23 protein-coding genes and 2 tRNA genes are annotated in these 25,459 nt (G+C 69.2%); 6 read left to right on the top strand and 19 right to left on the bottom strand.

Annotated features, from left to right (window positions below; all coding sequences use genetic code 11):
• Position 1: 1 nt before the first annotated feature.
• The 7 genes from mreD to AC0VYM_RS07410 form a co-directional block, all read right to left on the bottom strand.
• On the bottom strand, positions 2-556 hold the full coding sequence (gene mreD / locus AC0VYM_RS07440; protein ID WP_475460442.1) for a rod shape-determining protein MreD: 555 nt from the start codon (positions 554-556) through the stop codon (positions 2-4).
• Positions 553-1,452 (bottom strand): rod shape-determining protein MreC, encoded by a 900-nt coding sequence (gene mreC / locus AC0VYM_RS07435; protein ID WP_475460440.1) that lies wholly within the window; start codon positions 1,450-1,452, stop codon positions 553-555. Before mreC ends, mreD begins: the two co-directional genes overlap by 4 nt.
• Before the next feature lies 1 nt (position 1,453).
• The gene (locus AC0VYM_RS07430; protein ID WP_026129377.1) at positions 1,454-2,488 is read right to left on the bottom strand and encodes a rod shape-determining protein; all 1,035 of its coding nucleotides are present in this window, start codon (positions 2,486-2,488) and stop codon (positions 1,454-1,456) included.
• A gap of 231 nt (positions 2,489-2,719) precedes the next feature.
• Positions 2,720-3,124: a nucleoside-diphosphate kinase gene (ndk, locus tag AC0VYM_RS07425; protein WP_049565932.1), complete on the bottom strand. Its 405-nt coding sequence runs from the start codon at positions 3,122-3,124 to the stop codon at positions 2,720-2,722.
• Positions 3,125-3,328: 204 nt separating this feature from the next.
• Positions 3,329-4,203, bottom strand: a protein-coding gene (locus AC0VYM_RS07420; protein WP_475455515.1) for an IS5 family transposase whose coding sequence is annotated in 2 segments (ribosomal slippage) — positions 3,329-3,837 and positions 3,837-4,203 — 876 coding nt in all. Because the reading frame shifts where the segments join, the coding sequence is not laid out codon by codon here.
• A 292-nt stretch (positions 4,204-4,495) separates the two neighbouring features.
• Positions 4,496-4,861 carry a DUF4233 domain-containing protein gene (locus AC0VYM_RS07415; RefSeq protein WP_475460437.1) on the bottom strand — a complete coding sequence of 122 codons (366 nt, stop codon included), beginning with the start codon at positions 4,859-4,861 and terminating at the stop codon, positions 4,496-4,498.
• A 20-nt stretch (positions 4,862-4,881) separates the two neighbouring features.
• Positions 4,882-6,234, bottom strand: coding sequence for a bifunctional folylpolyglutamate synthase/dihydrofolate synthase (locus AC0VYM_RS07410; RefSeq protein ID WP_475460435.1), 1,353 nt, complete (start codon positions 6,232-6,234; stop codon positions 4,882-4,884).
• A 97-nt stretch (positions 6,235-6,331) separates the two neighbouring features.
• On the opposite strand from AC0VYM_RS07410, the gene AC0VYM_RS07405 reads away from it, so the two are divergent.
• Both AC0VYM_RS07405 and AC0VYM_RS07400 read left to right on the top strand, forming a co-directional pair.
• Complete coding sequence (locus tag AC0VYM_RS07405) at positions 6,332-7,585, top strand: folylpolyglutamate synthase/dihydrofolate synthase family protein (protein WP_475460433.1); 1,254 nt, start codon at positions 6,332-6,334, stop codon at positions 7,583-7,585.
• 93 nt (positions 7,586-7,678) lie between these two features.
• On the top strand, positions 7,679-8,599 hold the full coding sequence (locus AC0VYM_RS07400) for a hypothetical protein (protein ID WP_475460431.1): 921 nt from the start codon (positions 7,679-7,681) through the stop codon (positions 8,597-8,599).
• Positions 8,600-8,648: 49 nt separating this feature from the next.
• Here AC0VYM_RS07400 and AC0VYM_RS07395 read toward each other — a convergent pair whose 3' ends face one another.
• The 4 genes from AC0VYM_RS07395 to AC0VYM_RS07380 all read right to left on the bottom strand — a co-directional run bounded on the left by AC0VYM_RS07395 (position 8,649) and on the right by AC0VYM_RS07380 (position 14,617).
• A complete protein-coding gene (locus AC0VYM_RS07395) occupies positions 8,649-10,013 on the bottom strand; it encodes an LVIVD repeat-containing protein (RefSeq protein WP_475460429.1) in 1,365 nt (454 codons plus the stop codon).
• 94 nt (positions 10,014-10,107) lie between these two features.
• Entirely contained in the window at positions 10,108-11,526 is a 1,419-nt protein-coding gene (locus AC0VYM_RS07390; RefSeq protein ID WP_475460427.1) for an LVIVD repeat-containing protein, read from the bottom strand.
• Between the two features lie 139 nt (positions 11,527-11,665).
• Positions 11,666-13,075: an LVIVD repeat-containing protein gene (locus AC0VYM_RS07385; RefSeq protein WP_475460425.1), complete on the bottom strand. Its 1,410-nt coding sequence runs from the start codon at positions 13,073-13,075 to the stop codon at positions 11,666-11,668.
• A gap of 186 nt (positions 13,076-13,261) precedes the next feature.
• Positions 13,262-14,617: an LVIVD repeat-containing protein gene (locus tag AC0VYM_RS07380; protein WP_475460424.1), complete on the bottom strand. Its 1,356-nt coding sequence runs from the start codon at positions 14,615-14,617 to the stop codon at positions 13,262-13,264.
• Positions 14,618-14,870: 253 nt separating this feature from the next.
• On the opposite strand from AC0VYM_RS07380, the gene AC0VYM_RS07375 reads away from it, so the two are divergent.
• Positions 14,871-15,581 (top strand): DUF305 domain-containing protein, encoded by a 711-nt coding sequence (locus tag AC0VYM_RS07375; protein ID WP_475460422.1) that lies wholly within the window; start codon positions 14,871-14,873, stop codon positions 15,579-15,581.
• Positions 15,582-15,716: 135 nt separating this feature from the next.
• Here the strand turns inward: AC0VYM_RS07375 and clpX are convergent, their stop codons facing one another.
• From clpX to AC0VYM_RS07350, 5 genes are all read right to left on the bottom strand, one after another.
• The gene (clpX, locus tag AC0VYM_RS07370) at positions 15,717-17,000 is read right to left on the bottom strand and encodes an ATP-dependent Clp protease ATP-binding subunit ClpX (protein WP_475460420.1); all 1,284 of its coding nucleotides are present in this window, start codon (positions 16,998-17,000) and stop codon (positions 15,717-15,719) included.
• Between the two features lie 293 nt (positions 17,001-17,293).
• Positions 17,294-17,950: an ATP-dependent Clp protease proteolytic subunit gene (locus tag AC0VYM_RS07365; protein WP_017545193.1), complete on the bottom strand. Its 657-nt coding sequence runs from the start codon at positions 17,948-17,950 to the stop codon at positions 17,294-17,296.
• Between the two features lie 58 nt (positions 17,951-18,008).
• The gene (locus tag AC0VYM_RS07360; RefSeq protein WP_082206236.1) at positions 18,009-18,557 is read right to left on the bottom strand and encodes a ClpP family protease; all 549 of its coding nucleotides are present in this window, start codon (positions 18,555-18,557) and stop codon (positions 18,009-18,011) included.
• A 317-nt stretch (positions 18,558-18,874) separates the two neighbouring features.
• Positions 18,875-20,317 (bottom strand): trigger factor, encoded by a 1,443-nt coding sequence (gene tig, locus AC0VYM_RS07355; protein ID WP_475460418.1) that lies wholly within the window; start codon positions 20,315-20,317, stop codon positions 18,875-18,877.
• A gap of 227 nt (positions 20,318-20,544) precedes the next feature.
• Positions 20,545-20,619 (bottom strand) — tRNA-Pro (locus AC0VYM_RS07350).
• A gap of 117 nt (positions 20,620-20,736) precedes the next feature.
• On the opposite strand from AC0VYM_RS07350, the gene AC0VYM_RS07345 reads away from it, so the two are divergent.
• Positions 20,737-20,810, top strand: a tRNA-Gly gene (locus AC0VYM_RS07345).
• 93 nt (positions 20,811-20,903) lie between these two features.
• Here the strand turns inward: AC0VYM_RS07345 and AC0VYM_RS07340 are convergent.
• The gene (locus tag AC0VYM_RS07340) at positions 20,904-21,281 is read right to left on the bottom strand and encodes a hypothetical protein (RefSeq protein WP_475460416.1); all 378 of its coding nucleotides are present in this window, start codon (positions 21,279-21,281) and stop codon (positions 20,904-20,906) included.
• Between the two features lie 184 nt (positions 21,282-21,465).
• On the opposite strand from AC0VYM_RS07340, the gene AC0VYM_RS07335 reads away from it, so the two are divergent.
• Complete coding sequence (locus tag AC0VYM_RS07335; RefSeq protein ID WP_017545189.1) at positions 21,466-21,969, top strand: adenylyltransferase/cytidyltransferase family protein; 504 nt, start codon at positions 21,466-21,468, stop codon at positions 21,967-21,969.
• Positions 21,970-22,084: 115 nt separating this feature from the next.
• A complete protein-coding gene (locus AC0VYM_RS07330) occupies positions 22,085-23,947 on the top strand; it encodes an ABC transporter ATP-binding protein (protein ID WP_475460414.1) in 1,863 nt (620 codons plus the stop codon).
• A 45-nt stretch (positions 23,948-23,992) separates the two neighbouring features.
• On the opposite strand, the gene AC0VYM_RS07325 is transcribed toward AC0VYM_RS07330, so the two are convergent.
• A complete protein-coding gene (locus AC0VYM_RS07325; RefSeq protein WP_475460412.1) occupies positions 23,993-24,535 on the bottom strand; it encodes a (2Fe-2S) ferredoxin domain-containing protein in 543 nt (180 codons plus the stop codon).
• Between the two features lie 23 nt (positions 24,536-24,558).
• Positions 24,559-25,425, bottom strand: a complete 867-nt coding sequence (locus AC0VYM_RS07320) for a M23 family metallopeptidase (RefSeq protein WP_475460410.1) — start codon at positions 25,423-25,425, stop codon at positions 24,559-24,561.
• Positions 25,426-25,459: the final 34 nt, after the last annotated feature.

Genomic DNA, 25,459 nt, shown 5'->3' with positions numbered 1-25,459 from the left:
GTCACCACCCTCCCAGAGAGGTCGGCCCCTGGATGGTGGCGAAGTCGCTCTCCGCGAGCGAGGTGCGTATCCACAGGATCGGCAGGGTGACCACGGCCGCGAACAGGGTGGTCAGCAGGGCGCCGACACCGACCTGGACGCCGACCGCCCCGAGGGTGACGTTGGCGTCACCCATCAGGAAGCCGATCGCCGCGTAGCTCAGGCCCACCCCCACCGCCGTGACGGCGGTGATGCCCAGCGCGGTCCACGCGGAGACCGTGTTGCCCACCGCGCCGCCCAGGCCGGTGTTGGCGCGCAGCAGCGAGACGAGGTAGGCGGCCAGGCACAGCACCAGGGCGTAGCGGCCCATCGGGTGTTCGGCCGGGGGCAGGACGTCCATGGCCAGCCCGGCCGCGAACCCGCATCCGGCGGCGGCCGCCGGGTTGGTGGTCAGCGCCACGGCGACCACGGCGGCGAGGACGAGGTCCGGGCCCCACTCGAAGGGCAGCCGGTTGACGATGGCGGCCTGGGCGAGCACCGCGACGGTCACCATGAGCAGGGTCGCTGCGGCCCTCATTGGTCCCCCTTGGGATCGGGTTTGGGCGGGAGCACGGAGTCACGCGGGTCCTCGGCGGGACCGGAGACGACCACGCCCACCATGTCCAGGGACGCGAAGTCCACGGCCGGGGTGATGCGGGCGATCCGGCTCAGCGCCCCCGGCGCCACGTGGACCTCGTCGACGGTGCCGATGGGCACCCCCGGGACGAACGGCGCGCCGTCGTGCGAACCGAGCGTGACCACGCGGTCCCCCTCGTCGATGGGGGCCTCCATGTCGAACAGCTCCAGGGTGAGATCGGCCTCGGGGCCGCCCGGGACGCTGCCGCCGCTGATCGCGCCGATCTTGCGGGTCTGTTCGAGCCGCGCGCCGACCGTGGAGTTGACGTCGGTGGCGAGCTTGACGGTGGCGAGCCGGGGCCCGGCCTCGATCACACGCCCGACCAGTCCGGCGCCGCTGACCACCGTCATGTCGGGTCGGATCCCGGAGTCGGTGCCCGCGTCGATGGTGACGGTGTGCGCGTAGCCCTGCGCGGTGGTGCGGGTGACCGCCTGGGCCGGGACGATCTCGTAGCCGCCCAGACCGGACAGGTGCAGGAGCTCGTCGAGCTGGTCCGAACGGCCGTCGTCGAGCCGGGCCGCCTGGAGGTCCGACTCCAGTTCGGCGTTGGCGGCCTCCAGCTCGGTGATCCGGGCGGCCGCCTTCGGTCCCTGGCTGACGCCCTCGTAGAGCGTGGCGGCGGGGCCGGCGATGAGGCCCACCCCGGCGGCGGCCGGTGCGAAGACCAGTTCGCCGCCGCCCCGGGCGACCGAGGTGACGGGGTTGCTCCCGGACCGCGCGTCCAGCACCATCAGGGCCACGGCCGCCACGACGAGCACGGCGAGGAACAGCCGGGACCGCGTGGAGTCGCGGAGCATGTCAGCGCCGCCGTTCCGGTACGAGGACCTGGTGGAGGCGTTCGTAGTTCTCCACGCAGGTGCCCGAGCCCACCGCGACGGAGTCGAGCGCGTTGTCGGCCACGTGGATGGGCATGCCGGTCTCGTGCAGGAGGCGGTCGTCGAGGCCGCGCAGCAGGGCGCCGCCGCCGGTGACCGCCACGCCCCGGTCCATGATGTCGCCCGACAGCTCGGGCGGGCACTTGTCGAGGCTGGTGCGGACCGCGTCGATGATCGCGGTGACCGGTTCCTCGATGGCCTGGCGCACGTCGGACTCGGACAGGACGATGGTCTTGGGCAGGCCGCTGATGAGGTCGCGTCCCCGGACCTCGGCGTGCAGCTCCTCCGCGCCCGTGGGGTAGGCGGAGCCGATGGCCAGCTTGAGCTCCTCGGCGGTGCGCTCCCCGATCATCAGGGAGTACTCCTTCTTGATGAAGGTCATGATCGCCTGGTCGAGTTCGTCGCCGCCCACCCGGATGGACTGGGAGGTGACGATGCCGCCCATGGAGATGACGGCGACCTCGGTGGTGCCGCCGCCGATGTCGACGACCATGTTGCCGGTGGGCTCGTGGACCGGGAGCCCGGCGCCGATCGCCGCCGCCATGGGCTCCTCGATGATGTACACGCGGCGCGCCCCGGCCTGGTAGCCCGCCTCCTTGACCGCGCGGTGCTCGACCGAGGTGATGCCGCTCGGGACCGCGACGATGATGCGGGGCTTGGCGAAGTGGCGGCGGCGGTGGATCTTCTGGATGAAGTACCGCAGCATGCGCTCGGTGACCTCGAAGTCGGCGATGACGCCGTCCTTGAGCGGGCGGATGGCGGTGATGTTGGTCGGCGTGCGGCCGATCATCTGCTTGGCCTCGATACCGACCGCCACGATCTTGCCGGTCGAGGTGTTGAGCGCGACCACCGACGGCTCGTTCAGGACGATGCCGCGTCCGCGTACGTACACGAGTGTGTTGGCGGTACCAAGGTCTACGGCCATGTCCCGGCCGAGAAATGCAAGGTTGTTGGGCATGTAACGTCCTCAGAGGCGCCGTGTCGGGCGGGGACGTGCGTCACGACCATACGTGGTCGTTCCGGCACGTTAGGTATCCAGTCCCCCGCATCGTAACGGTCAGCACTTAGTCCGTTACGCAAACACACCGAATTGTTGCCTCGTCACCGGACAAGGGTGAGAAAAGAGAGGTGCCCCGGGGCGCGTACGCACCCCAGGGCACCAAGACTAGGCCTCGCGGGCCGGATTCCCCTACAGGTCGGGGAAGAACAGCTTGATCTCGCGCTCCGCCGAGTAGGTGGAGTCCGAGCCGTGGACGATGTTCTTCTGCACCTCGAGGGCGAAGTCACCGCGGATGGTCCCGGGCGTGGCGGTCACCGGGTCGGTGGCGCCGGCGAGGGCACGGAAGGCCTCGATGGCGCGCTCGCCCTCGACCACCATGGCGACCAGCGGACCACCGGTGATGAACTCGACCAGCGAGTCGAAGAACGGACGCGAGGCGTGCTCCTCGTAGTGCGTCTTGGCGGTGTCCGCGTCGAGCGTGCGCAGCTCCATCGCGACCAGGTTCAGGCCCTTGCGCTCGATGCGCGAGATGACCTCACCGACGATGTTGCGGCGGACACCGTCGGGCTTGATGAGAACGAGAGTGCGCTCCACGTGCGTTTCAACTCCTCACTGGGGACCCCCGCGCGGCACGCGGGGGCCTGGGCCCGCGGTGGCGAGCGCACGCGGTGGGGTGAACGGGTGTGTGACCGGGGCTCGGGGACGAGACAGGGGGACGGCGGGGCCGTTCGTCTGCCCGGACGTGCGTCACACTATCGCGTTTGCCCATGGAGCGCGGTGGGAGAGCCCGAACGGAACCTAGGTTGTGTTTTTTGGTTCGTGGTTGAGCCAGAACAGGGCGCTGATCAGTACGGCTCCGGCGCGGTAGTGCGTGGCGAGTTTGTCGAAGCGCGTAGCGACCGCCCGGTAGTGCTTGAGCCATCCGATGCAGCGTTCGACCAGGTTGCGGCGCTTGTAGGCGCCGCGGTCGAAAGCGGGCGGGCGCCCGCCATAGGAGCCGCGCCGCTGTCTCCAGGCCTTCTGATCGCTGCGCTCGGGGATGGTGCACCCGATCCGGCGGCTGCGCAGCAGCCGCCGGATCGCCTTGGAGGAGTAGGCCTTGTCCGCGATGACGCGTTCGGGTCGGCTACGGGGACGTCCGCGGCCCGGCCGGGGAACCCGGATGGTGTTCATGAGCTGGGCGAAGACCGTGGAGTCGTTGGTGTTTCCCGTGGTGATGACCAGGGCCAGCGGTAGTCCGCGCCCGTCGGTGGCCAGGTGAACCTTGGTGCTCAGCCCACCTCGGGAGCGTCCGAGTGCTTGGTCCTGCTTTGTTCTGTGCTCGGTCCCTTTTTTGGTGCGCCGGCGGCGTGCTGGTGGGCGCGCACCACGGTCGAATCGATACTGACCTCCCATTCGATACGGCCGACGGCGTCATGACGGACCTGGACGTGTTCGAGGATTCGGTCGATGGTGCCGTCGTGGGCCCAGCGCCGGTAGCGGCCGTAGACGCTTTGCCAGGGTCCGTAGCGTTCGGGCAGGTCACGCCAGGGGCATCCGGTGGCGAGTTTGTAGATCATGCCGTTGAGCATGGTTCTGTGGTCGTGCCAGCGGCCGCCTCGGCCCTGGTTGGTGGGCAGGAGCGGGGCAATCGTTTCCCAGGCCTGATCGGTGATCTCGTGTCGTCGAACCACGCTTCCATCACTAACAGCGCGGCATCCGCCCCCGCAGCCGAACCACAAAACACAACCTAGGCCGTGTTTTTTGGATCATTCCGCGCTCGCGACCACCAGGCTGCCTCTCACTGCGCCGATGAAGCTCGGACAGCCAAACCCGGGCGGGCCCCCGCTGTGCGACACTGCGGAGCTTGCGTAGCAGCGCACAGTAGGGGCAGCTTCACTCATCGTCTTGCGAGAGATTGCCTGGAGGCCGCTCGCATCGATGGCGGCTCCGCCGCCACCAGCGAAAGCATCCAAAAAACACGGCCTAGGCCCCGCCGACCCCCGCGCCCTCCTCCTGCTCGGCCCGCTCCTCGTGGGCGGCGCGGATCGCGTCGACCCTGCGGCCCATGATCACGCCGACGACCCACAGGGACACGAAGACGATCGCGACCAGGGGCGCACCGGTGACCATGAAGGAGCTGAACAGGAAACCGGCCTGGAGCACCCACGACGCGTAGTGCGCCCAGGTGTGCTTCTGGAGCCCGGACAGCAGCAACGCGGCCAGGGCCATGCCGCCCCAGAGACCGCCCGCCACGGCGGGGTCGGCGCCCTCCAGGTTGATGGCGATGGGGATCGCCAGGCCGATCACGATGGCCTCGAACACGAGGACTACGGCGCAGAGTGTGCGCACGGCGTTCTCCCTTCGTCTGGTTACTGGTCGCCGGAACCGCGCAGCAGGTGGACGGCGTCACCCGAGGTGACCACCGATCCGGTGACCAGCACACCGGTTCCGCCGAACTCGCCGCCCGACTCGGCCAGGCCCACGGCCTGGTCGATGGCGTCGTCGAGCCGTGCGGCCAGGTGCACGCGGTCCTCACCGAAGACCTGCCGGGCGATGTCGGCCAGCTGTGCGGGGTCGAGGGACCGGGGCGAGGAGTTGCGGGTGACCACGATCTCGTCGAGCAGCGGTTCCAAGGGCTCCAGGACGCCCTCGACGTCCTTGTCGGCCATGATGGCGACCACGCCGACCAGCCTGGAGAAGGAGAACGCCTCCTCCACGGCCGCCGCCGTGGCGATCATCCCGGCCGGGTTGTGCGCGGCGTCCGCGATGACGGTCGGGCTGGTGCGCACGACCTCCATACGGCCCGGGGAGTCGATCCCGGCCAGGGCCTCCCCGACGATCACGGGGTCGAGTCCGGCCGCGTCCTCGGAGGCGGAGAAGGCCTCGACGGCCGCGATGGCGACCGCCGCGTTGCTGGCCTGGTGTTCCCCGAAGAGCGGCACGAAGAGGTTGTCGTAGGTGCCCGTGAGGCCCTTGACGGCGACCTGCTGGCCGCCGACGGCCACCTCGCGGGAGGTCACCCCGAACTCCAGTCCCTCCCTGGCCACCGTGGACCCGACCTCGGCGGCGTGCCGGAGCAGGACCTCGGCGGCGGGCAGCGGCTGCTGCGCCATGACGGTGACCGACCCCGGCTTGATGATCCCGGCCTTCTCCTCGGCGATGCCGTCGAGGGTGTCGGGCAGGTAGTCCGTGTGGTCGATGCCGATCGGCGTGACCACGGCCACGTCCCCGTCGACGACGTTGGTCGCGTCCCAGCTGCCGCCCATCCCGACCTCCACCACGGCGACGTCCACGGGGGCGTCGGCGAACACGGCGTAGGCCATCACGGTGAGGATCTCGAAGAACGACAGCCGGACGTCGTGCATCGAGTCGGCCATCTCCAGGAACGGCCGGATGTCGTCGTAGGCCTCGACGAACTGCTCCTGGGAGATCGGCTCCCCGTCCACGACGATGCGCTCGCGCACAGTCCGCAGGTGGGGGCTGGTGTAGCGGCCCACCCGCAGGCCCCGGCCGCGCACCAGCGCGTCGATCATCCGGGCGGTGGACGTCTTGCCGTTGGTCCCGGTGACGTGGACGACCCGGAAGTTGCGGTGCGGGTCACCCAACAGGTCCAGGACGGCGCGGACACGGTCCAGGGTGGGGTCGATGTCGGATTCGGGCGCGCGGGAGAGAATCTCCGCGGTGACCTCGGCGTAGCGCTCATGGGCGCCCGCGCCACTCACGGCGTCTCGGTGGTCGGGGTGTACACCCGCGCCAGTGTACGCGGCCCCACCTGGGCTCGGATGCGGGGTCGGGCGTTCGGGGACCATACTTGGGGGCATGCCCAGCCCTGACCCGATCGTCGAACCGTTCTTCTCCGAGTGGGCGGGACGCCGCCCAGGACAGGCGCGCGGCCTGGACCGCGCGTCCGCGCTCCTCTCCACGCTGGACCTGCCTCCGGTTCCCGTGCTCGGGGTGGTGGGGTCCAAGGGCAAGGGCAGCACGGCCACCTACGCGGCGGCGACGCTGTCCGCCGCCGGGCTGCGGACCGTCCTGGTGACGGGCCCGAGCTTCCGGGGCTACCGCGAACGGGTCCGGGTGGACGGCGTGTCCGTGACCGACGACCAACTCCGTGACCTCGGCCGCACCGTGGAGGACGCCCGGCGGACCCTGCCTGACCACGAGGGGTATCTGGCGCCGAGCGGACTGTTCCTGGTGGCCGGGCTGCTGCGCGCCCAGGCGGTCGGCGCCGACGTCTGCGTCCTGGAGGCGGGGATGGGAGGGCACCGCGACGAACTCCGCCTGCTGGGCCCGGAGGTGGTGGCGCTGGGCATGGTCTTCGCGGAGCACGTGGGGGTCCTCGGTGACACCGTGGCGGAGATCGCGCGTGAGAAGACCCTCGTGGTCCACCCGGAACGCACCAGGGCCCTGGTGACGCTGCCCCAGGGCCCCGACGCGGCCCCCGCCGTGACCCGGACCCTCACCGAGGTGACCCGGGGACGGCTCTCCCCCGAGGTCGTGGACCCGACCACCGCGACCGAACCGCCCGCGCACCTACGCCCCCGGGGCCTGTCCGCGGCCAACGGCGTGCTGGGCACCGCCGCCGCCACCCGCATGCTGGACCTGCTGGACACGCCGCCCGCTCCCCCCGCCCGTCTCCACGAGGTGCTGGGGACCGTGAACCTGCCCGCGCGGCTTTCGAGGCACACCGTGCCCGGCTCGACCACCGAGGTCGTGGTGGACTCCGCCATCGACCGCGTCGGCGTGACCGCCGCGCTGTCGCACGCCCGCGACCTGTGGGGCGGCGTGGACCACGTCCTGCTGTGCCTGCCCGACCACAAGGACGTGTCCGGAGCGGTCGACGCCCTCCGGGGCGTCCGGGTGACCGCCGTGCGCCTGCCCGAGGAGCACCTGCGCTTCGAGCACGCCCTCCCCGCCCACTGGAACCGCGTCCGCGCCGAGGACCTCTCCCCCACCTCGGTCACCGCCCTGGGCCGACGCGTCCTGGCCCTGGGCACGGTCTACTTCACCGGCCGCGTGCTGGAGGTCCTGGACGCCCCCACCGACCGCCTCTTCGACCCGCGTCCCGCATAACCCCACATCACGGCAGCATCGTCCTTGGTCACCCTTGGTCGTCCCATGCCGTGATTCGTCACGCGCTTCGGACCCTCAACTCCGAGGAGCCGTATGCCCACACGAGAGCACGAGATCCCCCTGCGGCTCGTGCAGAACCAACCCGCGCTGGCGCCTGTACTGGTGCGGGCCCTGGGTTTCGAGATCCCCCGCCACACCGAGGTGGTCAACACCAACACGGCCCTGACCAACTGCGATCCCAGGGAGCTCAACGCCGACGGCGCGGTCCTCCTTCGTGACGGGCCTCGGAACGTCATGGCGGTGGTGGTCGAGCGCCAGAACGGCCGTGACAAGGAGAAACGCCTGACCTGGCCCGCCTATCTGGTCAACCTCCACACACGACTGGAGTGCCCGACGCTGCTGGTGGTGCTGTGTCCCACGGACTCCCTGGCGAGCTGGTGCGCCGCCCCGATCCGCACCGGGCACCCCGGATTCGACCTCGCCCCGCTGACCATCGGTCCGAGCAGGATGCCGGTGATCGCGCGTGACGAACAGGCTCGTGAGCTTCCGGAGCTGGCCGTCCTGTCCGCCCACGCGCACGGGAACTCGGATCCGCGCACCCTGCGTGCCGTGGTGGAGGCCCTGGATTCCACACCCGAGCGAAATCGGGCGTTCTACTATGACTATGTGCTGTCCGGCCTCAACGAGGCCGCTCGGGAGGAGCTGGAGGGCTTGATGGCTGTGGAGACCTACGAGTGGCAGAGCGACTTCGCCCGCAAGTACGTCGGCATCGGCCGCGAGGAAGGACGCGAAGAGGGACGCCAGGAAGGACGCGAGGAGGGGCGGGAAGAGGGGCGCGAGGAAGGCCGGGCCGCCCAGGCGGCACGCAGCGTCGTCTCCGTCTTGGAGGCACGCGGATTCACCGTCTCCGACGACGTACGGAAACGAGTCAATGACTGCACCGACCTGACGTCCCTGCGGAAGTGGGTCCCCGCAGCCGTCACAGTGGACCGGCCGGAGGACCTCTTCGACTGAGGCGGGGCCGGGGAACCTGCCCCCGGCCCCGCACACGATCACCGCCCATCTACCTCCCGGGGCGGAAGACCGGCTGGGTCTGCGGGTTGAACTCCTCATAGGTGACGCGCTCCGCCGCGCGCAGGCGCGGGTCGGTGAGCTTGAGGACGTCCAGGCCACGGTCGATGTCGGACGAGTACACGTAGCCGTTGTAGTAGTACGTCGACCACGTGTCGTTGTTCTGGACGTCGGGGTCGATCCGGTCGTCGGCGTCGAAGTAGCCGATCTCGCGCGGGTTGGTCGGGTCGTTGAAGTCGATCACCGAGATGCCGCCCTGGTACCAGGACTGCACGAAGTAGTCCTGTCCGGGGACCGGGATGAGCGAGCCGTTGTGCGCCACGCACACCTGGTCGCCCTGGTGGCGGTCGATCTTGAAGTAGCTCGCGAACTCCAGCGAGGAGTCGGCGCCCTCACCGCCGAGCGTGTAGATGGCGTTCGCGCCGCGCTCGGGACCGATCTCCTCGGTGCACGTGGGCGCTCCCCCGCCGCCGAGCTCGTCCGTGAACAGCACCGTCCGGGCGTCGTTGGTGAAGGTCGCGGAGTGCCAGAAGGCGAAGTTCTCGTCCTGGACCACCTCGGTGACCACCGGGGCGGCCGGGTCCGAGATGTCCATCAGGATGCCGTCACCCATGCAGGCGCCAGCGGCGATGTCCTTGGACGGGAAGACCGTGATGTCGTGGCAGCCGGTGGTCGTGCGGTGGCCGCCGTCCGGGAACAGCACCGGCTCGTTGACCAGGGACGCCTCCGCAGGAGCGTCGAGCGGCACCTCGATGACGCCGATCTTGTCGTGCGGCGGCTGGCAGTTCGGGAAGCTGGCCGAGGGCGAGTACGAGGACACGTACACGAACTCGCGCTCCTCGTCCCCGGGCACGAGGGTGAGGGTGTGCGACCCGCAGTCGGTGCGGACCGCGGAGACGTACTGCGGGTTGGCCTTGTCCGAGATGTCGAAGATCCGGACGCCCTCGAACCCGTCGGGGTCGGTGACCGGCACGGAGGGGGCGCCGCACTCGTCGTTGGCCCGGGGGTAGTCCACGGCGAAGTACAGGAGGTCGCCGCTGACCGCCACGTCGCCCTGGCCGCCGGGGCACAGGACCTCGGAGACGATCGTCGGGTCCTCGGGCTCGGAGATGTCGTAGATGACGAAGCCGTCGTAGTTGCCGCCGATGGCGTAGTCGCCGGTGAAGGCCAGGTCCGAGTTGGTGTTGCTGATCGCGTCGGGCTTGGGGACGTTCGCGACGTGCTCGACGTTGTCGCTGGAGATCTGGTCCGAGGGCGGGGTGTCGGCGTACGCGGACGCCGGGCCGAGGAGCCCGGCGAACAGCGTCGCGGCCGCTGCCGTCGCTAGTGCGGCGACACGGCGCGTGGAGGAGCGCATGGGTCGGCCTTTCCTGGTGGGGGTTCGGGGATGGGTGACAGCACGCGGGGGTGCCGCGCGTGGCTCGCGCGGCACCCCGGTGCGTCGTGGCCGGTTACCGCCCGGGGCGGTAGACCGGCTGGGTCTGCGGGTTGAACTCCTCGTAGGTCACCCGCTCGGCCGCGCGCAGACGCGGGTCGGTGAGCTTGAGGACGTCCAGGCCGCGGCGCATGTCCGAGGAGTAGACGTGGCCGTTGTAGTAGTACGCGGACCAGGTGCTGCCGTTCTCGATGTCGGGGTCGATCCGGTCGTCGGGGTCGAAGTAGCCGATCTCGCGGGGGTTGCTGAGGTCGTTGAAGTCGATGATCGAGATGCCGCCCTGGTACCAGGACTGCACGAAGTAGTTCTTCCCCGGAACGGGGATGAGCGACCCGTTGTGCGCGACACAGGACTGCTGGTCGCCCTGGTGGCGGTCGATCTTGAAGTAGCTCGCGAACTCCAGGCTGTGCCCGCCGTCAGCGGTCTCGTCCAGGGCGTAGATCGCGTTGGCGCCCCGCTCGGGACCGATCTCCTCGGTGCAGGTGGCCGCGCCGCCGCCGCCGAGCTCGTCGGTGAACAGGACGGCCTCGGCGTTGTTGGTGAAGGTCGCGGAGTGCCAGAACGCGAAGTTCTCGTCCTGGACCACCTCGGTCACGACCGGGTCGGCCGGGTCGGAGATGTCCATGATGATGCCGTCGCCCATGCAGGCACCGGCGGCGAGGTCCTTGGACGGGTAGACCGTGATGTCGTGGCAGCCCTCGGTGGGTCGGAGCAGACCGGGCTGGTCGTGGTTGCCGCCGTCCGGGAACAGCACCGGCTCGTTGACGATCGCGGCCGACCCCGGGTCGTCCAGCGGGACCTCGATGACGGCGATCTTGTCGTGCGGCGGCTGGCAGTTCGGGAACGTGGACGAGGGCGCGTAGGACGAGACGTAGACCAGCTCGGTCGAGGGGTCCGCGCCGGGTACGAGGGTCAGGGTGTGCGAACCGCAGTCGGTGCGCACGGCCGAGACGTACTGCGGGTTGGTCTTGTCCGAGATGTCGAAGATCCGGACGCCCTCGAACCCGTTCGGGTCCGTGACCGGCACCGAGGGGGCGCCGCACTCGTCGTTCGCTCGGGGGTAGTCCACCGCGAAGTACAGGAGGTCACCGCTGACGGAGACGTCGCCCTGGCCGCCGGGGCACAGCACCTCGGAGACGATCTTCGGGTCGGCGGGGTCCGCGACGTCGTAGATCACGAAGCCGTCGTAGTTGCCACCGATGACGTAGTCGCCGGTGAAGGCCAGGTCCGAGTTGGTGTTGCTGACCGCCTCCGGCTTGGGGACGTTGGCCAGGTGCTCGACGTTGTCACTGGTGACGCTGTCGGAGGGCGGGGTGTCGGCGTACGCCGCCGCCGGGCCGAGGAGCCCGGCGAACAGGGTCGCCGCCGCGGTCAGCGCGACGGCCGTCGCGCCGCGCAGGCCGCGACCGGCCCGTGACGGGGGAGCTGCGGGCATGGTTTCTCCAGATCGGTTGGGGGACGGGGGGCTGAGGGGGCGGGACGCGGCGGGGCCGTGGCCGTCGGGCCACGGCCCCGTTCTCTCCCGTTTGCCCTGACTCCCCAGGAGGAGCCACCGGGAGAGGTCGTGGCGCGCGTCAGCGGCCCGGTCGGTAGCTCGGCTGCGACTGCGGGTTGAACTCGTCGTAGGTGACGCGCGCGGCGGAGCGCAGGCGCGGGTCGTCGAGTCGGATCACGTCGAGGCCTCGGGTGATGTCGGAGGAGTAGACGTAGCCGTTGTAGTAGTACGCGGACCACGAGCCGCCCAGGACGAGGTTGTCCTCGTCGATCGGGGCCCGGTCAAAGTAGCCGATCTCGCGGGGGGCGGTCGGGTCGTTGAAGTCGATCACCGAGACGCCGCCCTGGTACCACGACTGCACGAAGAAGTCCTGGCCCGGGACCGGGATCAGCGATCCGTTGTGCGCCACGCAGTTCTCGGTGTCGCTCTGGGTGCGCGGGATCTTGTAGTAGCTCTCAAAGTCGAGCTCCGGAGCCCCGTCCTCGCCGCCGACGGTGTAGATGGCGTTGGCGCCGCGTTCCACCCCGTAGTCCTCGGTGCAGATGGCTCCGCCACCGCCGCCGAGCTCGTCGGTGAAGATCACGGTGCCCGCGTCGTTGGTGAAGGTCGCGGAGTGCCAGAAGGCGAAGTTGTCATCCTGGACGACGTCGGTGACCACCGGGTGAGCGGGGTCGGAGATGTCCATCAGGATGCCGTCGCCCATGCAGGCCCCGGCGGCGAGGTCGAGCTCCGGGTACGCGGTGATGTCGTGGCAGCCGGTGGTGCTGCGGTTGCCGCCGTCCGGGAACAGCACCGGCTCGTTGACCAGCGCGGCCTCGGAGGGGTTGTCCACGGGGATCTCGATCACCGAGATCTTGTCGTGCGGCGGCTGGCAGTTGGGGAAGTTGGCCGAGGGCGAGTACGAGGACACGTACACGTAGTCGTGCTCGCCGTCCTTGCCGGGCACCAGGGTGTTGGTGTGCGAGCCGCAGTCGGTGGCCACGGCGGCGACGTAGGCGGGGTTGGCCTTGTCCGAGATGTCGAAGACGCGGATGCCCTCGAAGCCGTTCGGGTCCGTGGTGGGGACGGAGGGGGCGCCGCACTCGTCGTTGGCGCGGGGGTAGTCCACGGAGAAGTACAGGAGGTCGCCGCTGACGGAGACGTCGCCCTGACCGCCGGGGCACAGCACCTCGGAGACGACCGTCGGGGACTCCGGTTCGGAGATGTCGTAGACGACGAAACCGTTGTAGTTGCCGCCGATCGCGTAGTCACCGGTGAAGGCCAGGTCGGTGTTGTAGTCACCCATGGCCTCGGACTTCGGGACGTTGGTCACGTGAGTGACGTTCGCGCTGGTCTCGGCGTCGCTCTCGAAGGGGATCTGGTCCGCCGAGGCGGCGGCGGGGCCGAGGAGGCCCAAGGTCAGGGCGGTGGCACCGGCCAGAGCGAGACCCGTGGAGCCGCGACGGAACCGCGGGCGTCCTGGGCGTGGGGGGACGGGGGACGACGCCATGCGTACTCCTGATTCCTAATGGAGCGAAACAGGAAGAACGTACACAGTTCAACATCAATATGTATAGAGGGAAACAAAAGAAACATGGTTGTTTACACCGTGTCGAGCCGACCCGATCCCCCTACGCACCGTGTCCAGACCGGGCCGGTTCCGGGCGCGGCGGCCACCGCCGCCGCACCCGGTCCGTCATCCGTTCGGGAGCTCCGGCTGCGACTGCGGGTTGAACTCGTCCAGCACCGCGGACTCCGCCCCAGCGAACCGGGGGTCGGTGAGCCTGAGGACGTCCAGACCCCGCTCCATGTCGGACGAGTAGACGTGCCCGTTGTAGTAGTACGCGGACCAGGACCCGGCCGTACGCAGCTGCCCGGGGTCGAGCGGGCCCCGGTCGAAGTGGCCCACCTCGACGGGCTGGTCGGGGTCGGTGAGGTCGATGACCGACACTCCGCCCTGGTACCAGGACTGCACGAAGTAGTCCTCACCCGGGACCGGGATCAGCGAACCGTTGTGCGCCACACAGTTCTCGGTATCGGTCTGATGGCGGGGCAATTTGTAGTAACTCCGAAATTCCAGTTCAGGGCTCTCCCCCGACGTGTCCAACGAGTGCACGGCGTTGGCCCCGCGCTCCGGACCGGTCCTCTCGTTGCAGGTCGCGGCGGAACCCGAGCCGAGTTCGTCGGTGAAGACCACGTTCCGCGCGTCGTTGGTGAAGGTCGCGGAGTGCCAGAAGGCGAAGTTCTCGTCCTGGACGCGCTCCACCACCTCCGGCCGGAGCGGGTCCGTGATGTCCAGCAGCAGGCCGTCGCCCAGGCAGGCCGCGGCCGCCAGGCCCCGTGCCGGGTAGGCGGTGATGTCGTGGCAGCCCGTGGTGGTGCTGTGGCCCCCGTCCGGGAACAACACCGGCTCGTTGACCAGCGCGGCCTTCTCCGGGGCCTCGTGCGGCACCTCGATGACGCCGATCTTGTCGTGCGGCGGCTGGCAGTTCGGGAAGGCCTCCGAGGGCGAGTACGAGGACACGTACACCACGTCGCTGCGCCCGTCCGCGCCCGGCACCAGGGTGTTGGTGTGCGAACCGCAGTCGGTGGCCACGGCCGCCACGTACTGCGGGTTCGACTTGTCCGAGATGTCGAAGATCCGCAGCCCCTCGAAGCCGTCCGCGTCGGTGGCCGGGACGGACGGGGCCCCGCACTCGTCGTTGGCCCGGGGGTAGTCCACCGAGAAGTACAGCAGGTCGCCGCTGACGGAGACGTCGCCCTGGCCGCCGGGGCACACCACCTCGGAGACGATGGCGGGCGACTCCGGTTCGGAGATGTCGTAGACGACGAAACCGTTGTAGTTGCCGCCGATCGCGTAGTCACCGGTGAAGGCGAGGTCCGAGTTGGGCGTCCCGTTCAGCGCCTCGGGTTTGGGCACGTTGGCCAGGTGCTCCACTCCCCCGCCGGTGGTCACGCCGTCGTCCGCGCTGGCGCCCGGAACCGTGAGACCGGCCGCCGCGACCACGGCGAGCGCGACCGCCCCGTGACGCCGTCCCGTTGCCGAAGCCATACGACCCACCCCCGAAACCACCCAAAGAAGTCATTCGACTACAATGGGTTGTACTCCCCTCTGCGTGTACAAGCCAGACGAAACGCCGCGAACGGGCACCTCGGGGAGCCTCGCGAAAGGGACACGGCCCCGACGACACAGCCCCGACACTGGACAAAACACCCTTCGAGTGAGTAGAAAACCCGCAGGACGTCGGGTCAGCCGACACCGATGGGCAACCGGCCCACCGACCCCCACCCCTGGAGGAGACCTCGTGCGTCGCCTGGCACTCGCAGCCGGAACCGCCCTCGTGCTGCTCGGAGTCTCGGCCTGTTCCGGTGACGAGGCGCAGCAGTCCGCCAACGTCATCGCCCCCGGCGCACCCGGCGAGGCCTCGACGCCCGCCACCGCCGACCAGATCGCCGCCCTGGCCGAGGAACAGGGACACAACGAAGCCGACGTCACCTACCTGGTGAAGATGATCGAGCACCACCGGCAGGCCCTGGAGATGACCGACCTGGTCGCGGACCGCTACGAGCGCGACGGCATCGAGCGCATCGCGGACCGCATCGCCGCCGCCCAGGGCCCCGAGATCACCGCCATGGAGAGCTGGCTGGAGGTGAACGTCTTCGGCCCCGCCCGGGAGAACCCGGCCCACCAGAACTTCTGCGGCCTGGAGGGCGACGGCACCCACCACTCCAGCGACGACGACGTGGTCGCCTGCGATCTCCAGGTCGACCACGACGACATGGAGGGCATGGTCTCCGACGAGGACATGGGCCGCCTGGCCGACGCCGACGGCGACGCGTTCGACCAGCTCTTCGTGGAACTCATGACCGCCCACCACGAGGGCGCGGTCACCATGGCGGAGGAGGCCATGGCCGAGGGCAGGGACCAGGAGGTCCTGCGGATGGCCAACGACCTCATCGCCGAGCAGAACACCGAGATCGCCCGCATGGAGGGGGTCCTCGAAGGCGGGGAGTGACCGTGCGGCGCCGGACGGCGTCCGGTGCCGCCGGGACACGAGAAGGGGCGCCCTCCCCGTGGGGAAGGCGCCCCTGAGCTCTCAGCGGCCCTGTCGCGCGGCCTCAGCCGCTCAAACGAGCGGCCGGGCCGCCGGTCAGGCCGACTTCTCCTGGCGGCCGTCCTCGTCCGCCTCCAGCTGGGCGCGCGGCACGATCGTCGGGTTCACGTGCTGCTCCACCGACTCGCGGGTGATGATCACTTGGCCGACGTCCTCCCGGCTGGGCACCTCGTACATCACCGAGAGCAGGACCTCCTCGATGATGGCGCGCAGCCCACGGGCACCGGTCCCCCGGATGATGCCCTGCTCCGCGATGGCCTCCAGGGCGTCCTGGGTGAACTCCAGCTCGACGTTGTCCAGCTCGAACAGCCGCTGGTACTGCTTCACCAGGGCGTTGCGGGGCTCGGTGAGGATCTGGATCAGCGCGACCTTGTCCAGGTTGTGCACGCTGGTGATCACCGGCAGACGGCCGATGAACTCCGGGATCATCCCGAACTTGAGCAGGTCCTCCGGCATGACCTCACCGAACAGCGCGGTCCCGGCCATCTCGCTCTTGGGCCGCAGCACGGCGTTGAAGCCCATGCCCTGCTGCCCGGTGCGGGACTCGATGATCTTCTCCAGCCCCGCGAAGGCGCCACCGCAGATGAACAGCACGTTGGTGGTGTCGATCTGGATGAACTCCTGGTGCGGGTGCTTGCGGCCGCCCTGCGGGGGCACGCTCGCGGTGGTCCCCTCCAGGATCTTCAGCAGCGCCTGCTGGACGCCCTCACCGGAGACGTCGCGCGTGATCGACGGGTTCTCGCTCTTGCGGGCGACCTTGTCGACCTCGTCGATGTAGATGATGCCGGTCTCGGCCTTCTTGACGTCGTAGTCAGCGGCCTGGATCAGCTTCAGCAGGATGTTCTCGACGTCCTCGCCCACGTAGCCCGCCTCGGTGAGGGCGGTCGCGTCCGCGATGGCGAAGGGGACGTTGAGGATCTTGGCCAGGGTCTGCGCCAGCAGGGTCTTGCCCGAACCGGTCGGCCCCAGCAGGAGGATGTTCGACTTGGCGATCTCGACGTCCTCGTCACCGGGACGGTCGGTCTCCGAGCGCACTCTCTTGTAGTGGTTGTACACCGCCACGGAGAGGGCCTTCTTCGCCTGCTCCTGACCGATCACGTACGAGTCCAGGAAGTCGAAGATCTCCCGGGGCTTGGGAAGCGAGTCCCACGTGAGCTCGGTGGCGTCGGCGAGTTCCTCTTCGATGATCTCGTTGCACAGATCGATGCACTCATCGCAGATGTAGACGCCGGGGCCAGCGATGAGCTTCTTCACCTGCTTCTGGCTCTTACCGCAGAATGAGCACTTCAGCAGGTCCCCGCCGTCGCCGATGCGTGCCACCCAGCCACTCCTCAAAACTAAGGCCGCCCCGTTCCGGGCGTACTCGGCGCCGAACGGACGGAAGGACTCGACTCCCGTGTTCGTTCGCGACCGGCCAGCCACGAACGGGGCGATCTGTGCGTCGCTCTCCGCCAGACTAAGCGAAAAACCGGACCGGCTTCACCACCGGGCTGTCCCAGGCGGGTCAGAAACCGGACCGGTGAGTACTTCGTGGCGCCGGATTCCCCCCGCCGGGGCGGAGCTCGCTCTCGCGAGACGCCCCGGCCGGGGAGGAACGGCCGCCGTTGTCCCCGTTACTTCAGGGAGGCCTTGCGGTAGGGCAGGACGAAGTCGATGAGACCGTACTCCACGGCCTCCTCGGCGGTGAGGATCTTGTCCCGCTCGATGTCCTTCGAGACCTGCTCGTGGGAGCGACCCGTGTGCTTGGCCAGAGTGGTCTCCAGCTGCGTACGGATACGGGTGATCTCGTTGGCCTGGATCTCGATGTCGCTGGCCTGACCGTGCATACCCTCGGTCGCGGGCTGGTGGATCATCATCCGGGCGTTGGGCAGGGCACCACGCTTGCCCTTGGTGCCGCCCGCCAGCAGGATCGCGGCGGCCGACGCGGCCTGTCCGATGCACACCGTCTGGATGTCGGGGCGCACGAACTGCATGGTGTCGTAGATCGCCATGAGGGAGGTGAAGGAACCGCCCGGCGAGTTGATGTACATCTGGATGTCCCGCTCGGAGTCGAGCTGCTCAAGGGTGATGAGCTGGGCCATCAGATCGTTGGCCGAAGTGTCGTCGATCTGGACGCCGACGAAGATGATCCGCTCTTCGAAGAGCTTGTTGTACGGATTCATCTCCTTGACGCCGTACGACGTACGCTCCACGTAGGACGGCAGGACGTAGCGGCTCTGGGGAGCCATCGAGGCCGCGCCGCCGATGAGACTGGGGTTGAACTCGGTCATTTCACGCCTTCCACGCACTGCGCCGATTCATGGACTGAGCCAGGTCAGCTCAGGACTGTCAGCTGGTCACGTCGAGCGTGCCCTCGAGCACCTCGTCGATGAAGCCGTACTCCTTGGCCTCCTGAGCCGTGAACCAGCGGTCCCGGTCGGCGTCCTTCTCGATCTGTTCGACCGACTGCCCGGTGTGCTCGGAGATCTTCTGGATGAACATCTTCTTCACGTAGAGCAGCTGGTCAGCCAGGATCCGGATGTCGGAGGCGGTGCCCCCGATGCCACCGGACGGCTGGTGCATCATGACGCGGGTGTGCGGCAGCGCGTAACGCTTGCCGGGCGCACCGGCGCACAGGAGCATCTGGCCCATCGACGCGGCCATACCGATACCCACGGTGCGCACGTCGTTGGGGATGTACTGCATGACGTCGTAGATCGCCATACCCGCCGTCACGGAACCACCCGGCGAGTTGATGTACATCGTGATGTCCCGCTGGCGGTCCTCCGCGGACAGCAGCAGGAGCTCACCGACGAGGCGGTTGGCGATGTCATCGTCGACCTGCTGGCCGAGGAACACGATTCGCTGGCGCAACAGGCGCTGAGGCGTCTGCTCAATAAAAGGGGAAAGCTGCTGATCCGACGTACGAGCGTCGAATCGCTGGGACTCATCAAAGGTCGGCGGCACTCTCGTCACCTGCTCCGGAATCGAAACGGTTGCGATACAGCGACACTAACGCCGACAGACGCCAGGCTCGTCCGGATACCGTCCCTGTTCGCTTTGAGCGCAGGGTGGGGCCGGTCGGGAACACACCCTTTCTCCTGACAGCGAACAACGTGCCGGGAGCGGAAGGGAAAGGGCCCCGGCCGTCCCGAAACGGGTCGGCCAGGGCCCCATGAGAGCCATGGTGCCTCGCGGCGCCGTGAAGCCTCGGACTACTTGGAGTCGGCCTTGTCGGCGTCCTCGTCGGCCTCGGCCTTCTCCTCGGCCTGGTCGGCCTCGGAGACCTCGGCGGAGGCAGCGGCGGCGGCCTTGACGGCCTCGGCCAGGGCCTGGTCGTCGGTGGCCTCGACGATCTCCTGCTCGACGACGTTGCCGTCCTCGTCGGTCACCTTGGCACCGGCCAGGACGACGTCCATGGCCTTGCCGCGGACGACCTCGGTGAAGGCGACGCGGATCTGGTTCGACTCGACCAGGTGCTGGGCCAGCTGGTCCGGGCTGACGCCCATGCGCTGGGCCTGCTCGAACACGTACTGGCTGAGCTCACCCTGGTCGGCGCTGAGGTCCTCCTGGAGGGCCAGCTGGTCGAGGATGAAACCGGCCTTGACCGCCGAGTTGGCGCCGGTCTTCAGCTCCTCCTCGAACTCCTCCTCGGTCTTCTCCTGCGACTCGAGGTAGGCCTCCTTGGTCAGACCGCTCTGGGCGAGCTGCTGCTCAAGGCTCTGGCGACGGCGGGTGATCTCCTCGTCGACGACCGCGTCGGGCAGCGGGATCTCGACGGACTCGATCAGCTTCTCCAGCGCCTTGTCACGGGCGGCGGACAGCTGCTGCATGCGACGGACGTCGGCCATGCGCTTGCGCACGTCGTCACGCAGCTCGTCGATGGTGTCGAACTCGGAGGCCAGCTGGGCGAACTCGTCGTCCAGCTCGGGCAGCTCCTTCACCTTCACCGAGTGCACGGTGACGGTGACGTCCGCCTCCTTGCCCTCGTGCTCACCACCGACGAGGGTGGTCTTGAAGGTGGCCTCGCCACCGGACTCCATGCCGCGCAGGGTCTCGTCGAGGCCCTCCAGCATGGTGTTGGTGCCGACCTCGTAGGAGTAGCCGCTGACGGCGACGTCCTCGAGCTTCTCACCGTCGATGGCGGCGACCAGGTCGATGGAGAGGTGGTCACCGTCCTCGACGGGACGGTCGGCGCCAACGAGGGTGGAGAAGCGCTCGCGCAGGGTGCCGATCTGCTCGTCGACCTGCTCGTCGGTGACGGTCGCGTTGTCGACGGTCACCTCGATGCCCTTGTAGTCCTTCACCTCGAACTTGGGTCGGATGTCGACCTCGGCGGTGAAGGCGAGCTCGTCGTTGTCCTCCAGCTTGGTGACCTCCACGTCGGGCTGGCCGAGCGCGAAGATCTCCTCCTTCTGGATGGCTTCGTTGTAGAGCTCCGGAACGGCGTGGTTGACCGCTTCGCTGATCACCGCGCCACGGCCGACGTAGCGGTCGATCAGACGCGCCGGTGCCTTGCCCGGGCGGAAGCCCTTGATCCGAACCTGCTTGGCGAGCGACTTGTAGGTCACGTCGAAAGCGTGCTCGAGCTCCTCGAAGGGCACCTCGATGGTCAGCTTGACCCGGGTCGGGCTGAGCTCCTCGACATCGGTCTTCACGGGGCGGTACTCCTAGGTTTGCCGGCTGGTGTCCGCGTCGGCCCGCAGGCGCACCACACGAACGGCGAATGCACGCGCGCACCCCCGGTCGGTGATGACCACGTTCCTCGGGGTGCCCTGCGACGGGCTGGGACTTACAGTTTCCTGCTGATCGCACCAAGTCTAGGGCAGACAGACAGGGGGCCACGGCGCACGGCCCGTAGGCCGAACCGCCGTGGACGGTTTCGTCGGGGTGGCGGGATTCGAACCCGCGGCCTCATGCTCCCAAAGCATGCGCGCTAACCAAGCTGCGCTACACCCCGTCACCCGGCGCGGACACACCTCACCGAAAACGGGTGTGCGACCAACGCCCCAGAGACTGTACTCTTGTCTCCGTCGGCTCCACGAGTCTAGAGGAAACTCAGGGGCTCCGATGCCACGCGGGCGTAGTTCAATGGTAGAACCCCAGCCTTCCAAGCTGGTCATGCGAGTTCGATTCTCGTCGCCCGCTCCACTCGAAGCGAGCTGCGTGCCTGTCGGCACCAGCTCGTTTCGCCGTCTCACCCGGGGGACGACCCCCGCAGCACCCCGCAGACGACCCGACAGCTCACAGGTCAATGCCCGGAAACGGCCTCTCGGCCCGCTCGGCTTGGGCCCCCGCCTCTACGTAGGGATCACCGCTGCCGGGCACGATCCGTTCGGCGACGGTGACGCGAAAGTGCCACTTGCTGAGGACTCCCACCGTCTCCACGAGGTACTCATCGGCAGATATCCGGTAGGCGCGACGTTCCTGCTCACGCGAGCGGCGCTCGGGCTCGAACTCCGCGGTGAGGCGCAGGGCCTTCTCCCGAGCCTCCGAACGATCAGTGAACTCCTCCGTGCTCAGCTCGCGCGTCCCGGTGAACCTTCCCCGGACGACCGCGTCCAGCCGTTCGACCACGACCACCCACGTCATCGACACCTCTCCTCTCGCCTTCTCGTTCACGTGATGGGACTCACTCCCCGCCGTCGTGGTTCTCGGTGATTAGCGCACACTGGCAGAACTCTGTTCGGTTTCACCGGTCCACGAGGCGGAATACCTGGCTCGAACGGGTACGTTGACCTTTCGGGCGGACCCGTCGGCGCGACCTGGAACGGGCGCCACTCGGGTTCGGTGGAACGGGGGCCAGATGACGGACACGGACGGCACGGGCGAGCAGGCGACGCCGCTCCGCCTGCTGTGGTTCCAACGACCGGAGCCGCTGGAGCGACCGGTCGTGGTGACCGGGGTCTTCGACGTCCTCCACGTCGGGCACGTGCGCTTCCTCCAGTCCATCGCGGCACGCGGCCTGCCCCTCGTGGTGGGGATCGAGTCCGACGAGCGCGTGCGCGCCTGGAAGGGTCCGGGACGACCGGTCAACCCCGACGCGGAACGGTCCGAGACCATCGCCGCCCTGGGATGTGTGGCCGGGTCCTTCGTGATCGAGGGCCCGCCCTCCGTGGCGGACTGGGCGGCCTACGCCGAACTGCTCCGCCCCCTCTCCCCCGCCGCCCTGGCCTTCACCGCCGGGGACCGCTACACCCAGGCCAAGATCCGGGGCGCCGACGCCCTGGGGGCACAGACCTGGGAACTGCCGTTCACCCCCGGTCGTTCGACGACCGCCGCGCTCGGCCGCCTCGCCTCGTCCCTCTGACGGCCCCGCATTCCCGCGAAATCCCTCGGCGATCCCACACCGGACCTGGGAAGCAGCGCCCTCCCTCGGGCGTTGAGGCTTGGGTGGCGAGTGGTGAACGGAAACGAGGCTGCGGATGATGTCAGGGAGGCCCTCCTACAGGGCACTGGTCAACGACGGAAGCGCGCGGGGGCAGGAACTGCCCCCGGGGCTCACCAGGCGCGTGATGTCCTACGCGACACCGCACTGGCGGCAGATCCTGCTCTTCCTCGCGGTGACCGCGGTGGGCGCGGCCGTGGTCGTGGCCAACCCGCTGCTGCTGCGGGCCATCATCGACCAGGGCATCCTCCCGGGGAACACGTCCGTGGTCGTCTGGCTGGCGGTCGCGGCGGCGGTGCTGGCGCTCGTGGAGGGCGTCATCACCCTGACCGGCCGGTGGCTGTCCTCCAGGATCGGTGAGGGCGTCATCTACCTGCTGCGCACCCAGGTGTTCTCCCACGTGCAGCGGATGCCGATCTCCTTCTTCACACGGACCCAGACCGGGTCGCTGATCAGTCGGTTGAACACGGACGTGGTCGGCGCGCAGCGCGCCATCACCTCGGTGCTCCAGTCGGTGGTCTCCAACCTGATCAGCGTCGTGGCGGTGCTCATCACGATGCTGGCGCTCTCCTGGCAGGTGACCCTGCTGGCGCTGGTCCTGGTACCGCTGTTCATCGTCCCCGCGAAGCTCCTTGGCCGCAGGCTCGCGAACATCTCCCGTGACGCGATGGACAACAACGCCTCGATGAGCTCGCTGATGACCGAGCGCTTCAACGTGGGCGGGGCCATGCTGGTCAAGCTCTACGGCCGCCCCGACGAGGAGTCCCGCGCCTTCTCCGACCGGGCGGCGCGCGTCCGGGACCTCGGGGTGCGCCAGTCGGTGATCGGCGGTCTGCTGTTCACCATGCTGGCCACCATCACGGCGCTGGCCATGGCGATGGTCTACGGCGTGGGCGGCGTGCTCGCGGTGGACGGCTCGTTCGAGGTGGGCACCCTGGTGGCGCTGACCACCCTGCTGGCCAGGCTCTACGGGCCGATCACCACGCTGTCCAACGTGCACGTGGAGATCATGACGGCCCTGGTCTCCTTCGACCGGGTCTTCGAGGTGCTGGACCTGGAGCCGCAGATCAAGGAGAGCCCGGACGCGGAGCCGCTGCCCGCGGGACCGCTGAGCGTGGAGTTCGACCGGGTGTCCTTCCGCTACCCGGGCGCCTCGGAGACCTCGGTGGCGTCCCTGGAGCTGACCCCGCAGGCCGAGGCGGCCGACGACACCCAGGTGCTGAGCGAGATCTCCTTCCGCGCCGAGCCCGGACAGATGGTGGCCCTGGTGGGACCGTCAGGGGCGGGCAAGTCCACCCTGACGCACCTGGTCTCGCGGCTGTACGACCCGAGGGAGGGAGCGGTGCGGATCGGGGGCCTCGACCTCCGGGAGACCACCGGTGACTCCCTCAGGGAGGCCGTGGGGGTGGTGACGCAGGACGCGCAGCTCTTCCACGACACGGTGGGCGCCAACCTGCGCTACGCACGGCCGGAGGCGACCGACGCGGAGCTGGAGGAGGCGCTGCGGATGGCGCGGCTGGGCGCGCTCCTGGACCAGCTGCCCAACGGGCTCGACACGATGGTCGGGGACCGGGGGTACCGCCTCTCCGGCGGGGAGAAGCAGCGCCTGGCGATCGCGCGGCTGCTGTTGAAGGCGCCGTCCGTGGTGGTCCTGGACGAGGCCACCGCCCACCTGGACTCCGAGTCGGAGGCGGCGGTGCAGGAGGCGCTGGCGGTGGCCCTGGAGGGCCGCACCTCGCTGGTGATCGCGCACCGGCTGGCCACGGTCCGGGAGGCGGACCAGATCCTGGTGCTGGAGGACGGCCGCGTCCTGGAGCGCGGGACGCACGAGGAGCTGCTGGAGGCGGGAGGGCTGTACACGGCGCTGTACCGCACCCAGTTCGCGTCCCAGTCGGGCTAGGGGTACGGGGTGCGGCTCCGCCGGGAGGACGGCGGAGCCGCACCCTCACGCCTTCCCGGCCTTCTTCCCGGCCTTCTTCCCGGCCTTCTCCTTCTTCTTCTTTTCGGCCTTCTTCGCCCGCTTCTTGTCCTTCTTGTCCTTCTTGCTTTTCTTGTCCTTCTTGGCGGACCCGGGCCCGGACTCCCTGGACTTCTTCCGCTTCTTCGACTTCTTCGGCTTCTTGGCGTCCTTGGAGGTCACGTGCTCCTCCAGCGCGGCGGGAAGCGGAGCGATGCCGGGGCCGCCGTCGAAGATCCAGTCGTCGAGCTCCTCCAGGAGGCGGTCCTCGGTCATCCGCCCCAGCCAGACGGGGCGCCCGCCGGCGGCGCGGCCCTCACGCGAGGGCTGGACCACGACGACGTTGGCCTGGAAACAGATGCCGAGGCACTTGCTGGTGCGAACCGGGACACGGCGGGCCGCGTGGTCGTCAATGGCGCTGAGGCGGGCGAGCTGCGCCTTGTGGTCGACCCCGGGCACCTTCTTGCGCGTGCCGCAGCAGCAGCCCCGGCAGACCGTGAGCTTGCAGGGCGCACCGTCGATCGCGCTCACCGCACCCCCTCGTTAGGCTTGCCTTACCTCAGTTCAGGATATTCCGCCGCGACACCGACCTGACCGGCGCAGACGTGGTCGGGTCCGGTCACCTCCACCGGCCGCCAGGTCTCCGGGAGCCCCTCGAACCCCGGGTCGCCCACCTTCCAGCCGCGTCCCCAGACCATGGGCAGCCCGGCGGCGAAGAGCGGGTGCGCCAGGTCCATCAGCTGTATCCGCACCTGCGGTTCGGTGCAGGCCCCCGAACTCCCGCACGCGGCGATCGGCTGGCCGGGCACCACCCTCTCCCCCGGCGCCACCGTGACGGAACCCCTCCGCAGGTGGCCGAGGAGCACGTGGGCGCCGCCGATGTCGATGACCACGTGGTTGCCGATCAGGCCCGAGGGTCCGCGCAGCTCGCGCAGGGTGTTCTCGACGACGGTGCCCAGCAGCCACGGCCAGGAGTTGCGGCTGCGGTGGTCCCGCTGGCGATCGTGCACCCGGACCACGGTGCCCTCCGCCGGCGCGTACACGGCGGCCCCGAAGGCCGGGAAGTCCTCCGGAGGGCGGCTGAGCGGGCGCCAGCCGATGTCGGGGCGGGTGCCGTCCTCGACGACCAGCCCGAGCGCGTGGGTCTGCCCGTAGGCGTGCGTGCCCTGGCTCGGGACGGCGTCCACGGGGCTGGTCAGCGGCATCCAACGGCCGCGCACCGGCGGGGCCAGCACACGCGGCGCGCACTTGGGGGTGCCCAGCCGCAGGTGCACGGCGAGGGCCACCACCAGCAGCGTCCCGCCGACCCACCAGGACAGGCCGAGGTAACCGGCCAGGAGCGCGGCCATCGCCGCCCACATCAGGGGCATGCGGAGCCGGGCGAGCACGACGGGAAGGGGGCGCGGAGCGGAGGAGGCCATGCCCCATTGTGGGCCTGCCGCGTCCGCCCCGCGC

The sequence above is a fragment of the Nocardiopsis sp. iso_237 genome (assembly GCF_056173345.1).
The sequence above is the reverse complement of the archived record's forward strand: the minus strand, read 5'-3'. Positions and strand labels throughout refer to the sequence as shown.

What these genes read in the sequence shown, in the direction of transcription:
- mreD (WP_475460442.1), bottom strand. Translation starts at nt 556, where the DNA reads ATGAGGGCCGCAGCGACCCTGCTCATGGTGACCGTCGCGGTGCTCGCC.
- mreC (WP_475460440.1), bottom strand. Translation starts at nt 1,452, where the DNA reads ATGCTCCGCGACTCCACGCGGTCCCGGCTGTTCCTCGCCGTGCTCGTC.
- AC0VYM_RS07430 (WP_026129377.1), bottom strand. Translation starts at nt 2,488, where the DNA reads ATGCCCAACAACCTTGCATTTCTCGGCCGGGACATGGCCGTAGACCTT.
- AC0VYM_RS07405 (WP_475460433.1), top strand. Translation starts at nt 6,332, where the DNA reads ATGCCCAGCCCTGACCCGATCGTCGAACCGTTCTTCTCCGAGTGGGCG.
- AC0VYM_RS07400 (WP_475460431.1), top strand. Translation starts at nt 7,679, where the DNA reads ATGCCCACACGAGAGCACGAGATCCCCCTGCGGCTCGTGCAGAACCAA.
- AC0VYM_RS07395 (WP_475460429.1), bottom strand. Translation starts at nt 10,013, where the DNA reads ATGCGCTCCTCCACGCGCCGTGTCGCCGCACTAGCGACGGCAGCGGCC.
- AC0VYM_RS07390 (WP_475460427.1), bottom strand. Translation starts at nt 11,526, where the DNA reads ATGCCCGCAGCTCCCCCGTCACGGGCCGGTCGCGGCCTGCGCGGCGCG.
- AC0VYM_RS07385 (WP_475460425.1), bottom strand. Translation starts at nt 13,075, where the DNA reads ATGGCGTCGTCCCCCGTCCCCCCACGCCCAGGACGCCCGCGGTTCCGT.
- AC0VYM_RS07380 (WP_475460424.1), bottom strand. Translation starts at nt 14,617, where the DNA reads ATGGCTTCGGCAACGGGACGGCGTCACGGGGCGGTCGCGCTCGCCGTG.
- AC0VYM_RS07365 (WP_017545193.1), bottom strand. Translation starts at nt 17,950, where the DNA reads ATGACCGAGTTCAACCCCAGTCTCATCGGCGGCGCGGCCTCGATGGCT.
- AC0VYM_RS07335 (WP_017545189.1), top strand. Translation starts at nt 21,466, where the DNA reads ATGACGGACACGGACGGCACGGGCGAGCAGGCGACGCCGCTCCGCCTG.
- AC0VYM_RS07330 (WP_475460414.1), top strand. Translation starts at nt 22,085, where the DNA reads ATGATGTCAGGGAGGCCCTCCTACAGGGCACTGGTCAACGACGGAAGC.
- AC0VYM_RS07320 (WP_475460410.1), bottom strand. Translation starts at nt 25,425, where the DNA reads ATGGCCTCCTCCGCTCCGCGCCCCCTTCCCGTCGTGCTCGCCCGGCTC.